Origin of the sequence: Streptomyces sp. N35 (genome assembly GCF_016464295.1) — a bacterium.
GTDB lineage: Bacteria > Actinomycetota > Actinomycetes > Streptomycetales > Streptomycetaceae > Streptomyces.
Map to the genome: position 1 here is coordinate 24,246 of NZ_JAEIMH010000080.1, position 5,783 is coordinate 30,028.

General features: G+C 72.2%; 5 protein-coding genes. 2 read left to right on the plus strand and 3 right to left on the minus strand.

Annotation, left to right across the window (positions count from 1 at the left end):
- Positions 1-191 precede the first annotated feature (191 nt).
- Both JAO81_RS32875 and JAO81_RS32880 read left to right on the plus strand, forming a co-directional pair.
- Entirely contained in the window at positions 192-1,754 is a 1,563-nt protein-coding gene (locus tag JAO81_RS32875) for an FAD-binding oxidoreductase (protein WP_199551642.1), read from the plus strand.
- A gap of 162 nt (positions 1,755-1,916) precedes the next feature.
- Positions 1,917-2,315 carry a hypothetical protein gene (locus JAO81_RS32880; protein WP_199551628.1) on the plus strand — a complete coding sequence of 133 codons (399 nt, stop codon included), beginning with the start codon at positions 1,917-1,919 and terminating at the stop codon, positions 2,313-2,315.
- Between the two features lie 33 nt (positions 2,316-2,348).
- On the opposite strand, the gene JAO81_RS32885 is transcribed toward JAO81_RS32880, so the two are convergent.
- The 3 genes from JAO81_RS32885 to JAO81_RS32895 all read right to left on the minus strand — a co-directional run.
- Positions 2,349-3,101: a phosphatase PAP2 family protein gene (locus JAO81_RS32885; protein WP_199551629.1), complete on the minus strand. Its 753-nt coding sequence runs from the start codon at positions 3,099-3,101 to the stop codon at positions 2,349-2,351.
- A gap of 247 nt (positions 3,102-3,348) precedes the next feature.
- Positions 3,349-4,380 (minus strand): bifunctional lytic transglycosylase/C40 family peptidase, encoded by a 1,032-nt coding sequence (locus JAO81_RS32890; protein ID WP_199551630.1) that lies wholly within the window; start codon positions 4,378-4,380, stop codon positions 3,349-3,351.
- Between the two features lie 145 nt (positions 4,381-4,525).
- Positions 4,526-5,783: ABC transporter permease (locus JAO81_RS32895; protein ID WP_199551631.1), on the minus strand; the 1,258-nt coding region annotated here is incomplete at its 5' end.

Consider the following 5,783-nt stretch of genomic DNA (forward strand, 5'->3'; position numbering starts at 1 on the left):
CGTGGGGGGGGGGGGGGGGGGGGGGCGAGAAGAAGCGCCCCCCCCGAAACCCCGGGAAACCCCGCCCCCAAGCCGCTCCAGCCCCTCCCGGGACACCCCGCCCCAAGCCCCTCCACTCCCCTACCGGGAAACCCCGCCCCTCCCAAGCCACTCCACGCCCCCCGCCGGGGTACATCACCTCCATGACGTCCATGGACCGGCGTACGGCGCTCATCGGCGGGGCCGCACTCGCGCTCTCCGCGGCCGCGGGCTGCACCGGCTCGGGAGGAGGCGGGAGCTCACCCTCTCCGTCGTCCTCCCGCACCCCGCCGGACGGGAAACCGAGCAGCCCGCCGGCCCGCCGCGCCCCGGACTGGCCCGCCCTCGCGGAGGATCTCGACGGTGAGCTCATACGCCCCGGCGACGCGGACTGGAACAGCGCCCGGCAGCTCTTCAACACCCGCTTCGACGGCCTGAAGCCCGCGGCCGTCGCGTATGTCTCGGGCGTCGAGGACATACGGACCGCCCTCGCCTTCGCCCGCAGGACGCGCATCCCGGTCGCGGTGCGCGGCGGTGGCCACTCGTACGCGGGCTGGTCGTCGGGGGACGGGCGGCTGGTCCTCGATGTGTCGCGGCTCTCGTCGATACGGGCGGGCGGCGGCGCCGCTTCCGTCGGGGCGGGGGCGCGGCTGATCGACGTCTACCGTGCGCTGGCCGCGAAGGGGGCGACGGTTCCCGCCGGTTCGTGCCCGAGCGTCGGGATTGCCGGCCTGGCCCTCGGCGGCGGACACGGCGTGACCTCGCGGGCGTACGGGCTGACCTGCGACAGCCTGACCAGCGCGACCCTGGTGACGGCGGACGGCAAGGAGCTGGTGTGCTCCGGTGACGAGCACCCCGGCCTCTTCTGGGCGTTGCGCGGGGCGGGCGCCGGTCAGTTCGGTGTGGTGACGGAGCTCGGCTTCCGTACTCATCCGGCGCCGCAGGCGGTGGCCTGCACCATGGTCTGGCCCTGGGAGCGGGCGCCTGATGTGGTCCGGGCCTGGCAGCGGTGGGGGCCCGGCCTTCCGGACGAGATCTGGTCGCAATGCACCGTCGGCTCCGAGGCCGGAAGGGGGCCGGCGGTACGGGTCTCGGCCTTCTCCCTCGGCACCTACGGCGAGCTGCAGAACGCCGTCGACCGCCTCGCGGACGCGGTCGGCGCGCCGGCCTCCGGGGTGTCGCTGCGGCGCAAGTCGTACGAGGAGGCGATGGAGATCTACGCGGGCTGCGCGTCGTTCTCCGCCGACGAGCAGTGCCGGCTGCCGGGCGGCCTTCCCGGGCGGGGCGCGGCCGGGCGGCTCGGGCGGGCCACGTACCTGGCGCGCTCGGACTTCTTCGCGCGCGAGCTGCCGCCGGCCGGGATCGCCGCGCTGGTCGCCGCGGTGAACCGGACGCCGGACGCGCGCTACGGCACGGTCGCGCTCACGGCACTCGGCGGTGCGGTCAACCGCATCGCCCCCACGGCAACCGCCTTCGTCCACCGCCGGCAGCGGATGCTCGCGCAGTACGAGGCGGGGTGGCGGGCAGGGGCGTCGGGGGCGGGCGCGGAGTCCTGGCTGACGCACACGTACGCGGCGATGCGGCCCTACGCCTCGGGCGCCGCCTACCAGAACTACGTGGACCCCTCGCTGAGGAACTGGCGCGCGGCGTATTACGGCGCGGCGGCAAGCCGGTTGAGCCGGCTGAAGCGGGAGTACGACCCGGACCGGGTCTTCACCTTTCCGCAGGCGCTGTGATTCCAGGCGCCACCCACCCACACCCGGCAACGAGCCGCGCCCTCGAACGGCGGAACCGACCCCTCGTACGGCCCACCCCGACACGCCCTCCGCTGGCCCAACCCCGCCCCCGGAGGTCCCCTGGACGCACCGGTCATCACCGCAACCCGAGGGCAGGTCGCCATGACAAGAAGGTCCCGCACCCGAATAGCCCACCCGTCGCCCGACCACCGCCCCTCGACGAGGCGTTTCGCCCCGCTCCTGCCCTCGCTCGGCTCCATAGCCGCCGCGGCCGTGCTGCTCGCGGCCGGCGCGAGCCCCGCGGCCGCCGCCCCCCGCGCCCGGGAGGTCGCCGCCCCACACCCCGGGGCCGGCCCCCCGGCCCCCGCCCCCGCCGGGGTGGCCGCCGTGGCCGGCGGCTACGGCCTGAAGCTGATGCGCAGACGGCGCACGGAGGCGGCGCACACAGAGCCCGCGGACACCTGCACCGCGGACGCCAAGAGCGCGGACACCGAGAGCCCGGCCCGACGGCCCGCCTCCGAGCGCCAGTTGACCGCCGGGACCGTCAACTCCGCGGGCTGACCCGGGCGTCAACTCCGCGGGCTGACCGGGGCGTCACGCCGCCAGATCGTTCCGCCCCGACCCCGTATCCGTGGCGTCGTCCGCCACCCGCGGCTCCGGAAGGTCCACGGCCGGGTGGGGCAGCGGCACCCGACGGGCCCGTACGAGAAAACCGGCCCGCGAGCGGCTGACCGCCGTCACGACGGGGGTCAGCAGGGCCATCGCCAACGGTGCGAGCAACAGCGTCGTCGCCGTGCCGAGTGCGAAACCGCCCACCACGTCCGTCGGATAGTGCACGCCCATGAACACCCGGCACAGGCCCTCGACGAGCGCGAGCGCGATGCCGATCAGGCCGAACTTCCGGTTGGCGACGAAGAGTCCGACGCCGAGCGCCATCGCGAGCGTGGCGTGGTCGCTGACGAACGAGAAGTCGCTCTTGCCGTCGACGAGCAGCTCGAGGCCGCTGTGGTCGACGAAGGGGCGGGGCCGCTCCACGAAGCCGCGGATCGGAATGTTGATCAGCACCGCGATGCCCGCGGCGAGCGGCGCCCAGACGAGACCGGCGACCGACACCTCGGGTTCGGGGCGGCGCCGGACCGAGATCCAGCACCACAGCACGAGGACGACCAGGGCGATCAGCAGTCCGTACTCGCCGACGAAACCGATCGCGCGGTCGAGCCAGTCGGGGGTGGACTTGGTGAGTCCGTTGATGTCGTAGAGCAGATCGATATCGGGGTTGGACGCGCCGTCGACGGCGAGCTCCGGTCCGGCGGACGCGCCGGGAACGGCGCTCTCCACTCCAGCCATGGTGCCGCAGCCCCTTGTCTCGTCGTGGGCGCGTGCGTACGCGCCCGGATCTCAACCCCCGTGCTTCAGCTTGGTCAGTGCGTCTGCCGTTCGGTGTCGGGAACCAGTGTTGCGGTCCGTCGCCGGGAGAACGGTCACTTCCCCTTGATAGGTTCCACTCTCCACCGAAAGATCACTCGGACGTTATCGAAGAGTGACTCATCGCTGCAGCTCAGAGGGCCCGTCCTGGCGCCGGGTTTCAGCCAACTCACGCGCCCGCGGCCGCCTCCGCAATGCCCTCGCGCGCTTCCTCCAGGGCCTGCGCTCCGTCCTGTGTGACCCGGGTCGCACCGAAGTAGTCGGGGGTGTCCACCGGCGCGAAACGGATCACCGCCCCGGGCCGTGGCGCATCGATCATGTAACCGCCGCCGACATAGATCCCGACGTGCCGGATGGCCCGGGAGTTGGTCAGGTCGTCCGAGAAGAACACCAGGTCACCGGGGAGGAGTTCGCTCCGCTTGGGGTGCGGTCCCGCGTTGTACTGGTCGTTGGCCACGCGCGGCAGCGTCACGCCGACCGTGTCGTACGCGGCCTTCGTCAGACCCGAGCAGTCGAAGCGTCCGCCGTCCTGCGCGGTGCCGTCGCCGCCCCACAGGTACTCCGTGCCCAGCTGCTCCTGCGCGAACGAGATCGCGCCGGCCGCCTGCCGGGAGGGGCTTACTCGGCCAACAGGGCGCGCGAAGCTCTTCTGCAGGGTCGTGATGGTCTTCACATAGTTCTGGGTCTCGCGATACGGGGGTACACCGCCGTACTTGATGACCGCGTACGCCCCCGCGTTGTACGCCGCCAGCATGTTGTGCGTCGGATTGCCCGGGGCGTCCTTCACATAGCCGGCGAGCTTGCAGTCGTACGAAGCGGCGGACGGGATCGCGTCGTTGGGATCCCAGACGTCCCGGTCCCCGTCCTTGTCCCCGTCGACGCCGTGCGCGGCCCAGGTCCCGGGGATGAACTGCGCTATGCCCTGCGCCGCCGCGGGGCTCTGCGCCTTCGGGTTCCAGCCGCTCTCCTGGTACAACTGCGCGGCGAGCAGCGCCGGATTGATGGCCGGGCAGAGATTGCCCCACTTCTGTACGAGCGGCTGGTACGCGGCCGGCACGGCGCCCTTGGCGAGGCCGACGGCTCCCTGGCCCACCCCGTTGGCGAGATTGCCCGCGACCATGAAGGTGCCGACGACGAGCAGCAGCACGAAGCTGAGTCCGCCGCCCGCGAAAGCGGCTGTGACCAGCCAGGCCTTACGCATCGTCCACCGCCCTTCACGCACAGGAAGTCCGCCGCGCCCAGTGTATGGGCGGGCGGACTTCTGTTCGTGGACCTGTGGACAACTGCTCGGAAGCCTTGTGGACAACCGTGGGGAATCAGCCAACTCCCCAGGTGGAGCGGCCGATTCACGCCGCCAGTGCCACCGCATCCACCGCGGGCGTCCGCAGCTGGCGCCATGCGGTCGCCATGCTCGTGCCGATCGTCACCGTGGCCGCGATGCCGGCCACGGCCAGCCAGATCCCGAGCCCCTGTCCGGGCAGCACCTGGTCGGTCCGTACGGTCGTGAAGGCCACGATGCCCGCGAAGCCGGTGAGCGAACCGAGGACGACACCGGTCACGGTGAGCACCGCGCTCTCGGCGCCCACCATCGCGAGCACCTGACGGGGCGTGGCTCCGGCGAGGCGCTGCTGGCCGAACTCCCGTACGCGATAAGAGGTCGCCGCGTACAGGGTGTTGATCAGCATGATGCAGCAGAAGGCCACGATGATCCCGACGACCGCGTAGTTGAGTGTCTCCAGGGTCTTGGCGTCGGCGGCCTTGACCAGGCCCGAGGCCTTCACCGCGTCGTTCTCGACGCCCTGCATATAGAGGGTGGCGACCGCCATGCCGGTGAATAGGATCAACGGCATGAGGACGTTGGAGAGTTGAGCGGCCCGCTGCCGCATGTTGCGCACGGTGAGATAGCCGCCGGCTCCGGCGAGCGCGGTGATCGGACCCTCGAGGACGCTCAGCACGCCCGGCAGGATCCGCGTCGAGAGCAGCGCGCAGCCCACCGAGAGCAGGATCGCGCCGTACGCGGGCGGCGCCATCATGATCTCGGCGTCCGAGTCGAGGAGGAATGTCGCCGCCACGCTGAGGGCTCCGGCCACCAGCGCCGCGTAGGTGAAGAAGGTGCGTCCCCTGCCGGGCCGCTTGCCGGCCGCCCGGCCCGCTCGCCGTACGGCGAGGAAGGCGGCGCCCACCGAAGCGAGCAGCGTGATGTCGAACCCGGTGCTGAGCGCGATCGCCCCGAAGGAGTGCTCGACCGAGCCGGCCACCTGTCCGCTGTCCTGGAACACATCGAGCAGCAGCTGCCCGCCGAACATCGCGGGCACGACCGCGAGCGCGGCGCCGAGCAGCGCGACCACGAGGGCCTCGCCGACGATCATGCGCTTGATCTGCGCGGGGGTCGCCCCGGTGGTGCGCAGAAGCTCGATCTCCTCGCTCCGCTGCCGTACGGCGACGGTCAGCGTCGAGGCGACGGCGAAGAAGACGAGGAGACTTCCGTAGCCGCCCACGACGCTCGCGGCGACCGTCAGCGTCTCGGCGCTGCGGTCGTCGAACCCGGCCCCGGCGGGCGGGGCGCGCATCCGGTTGAAGGTCATGGGGTTCCGGGCGCCCACG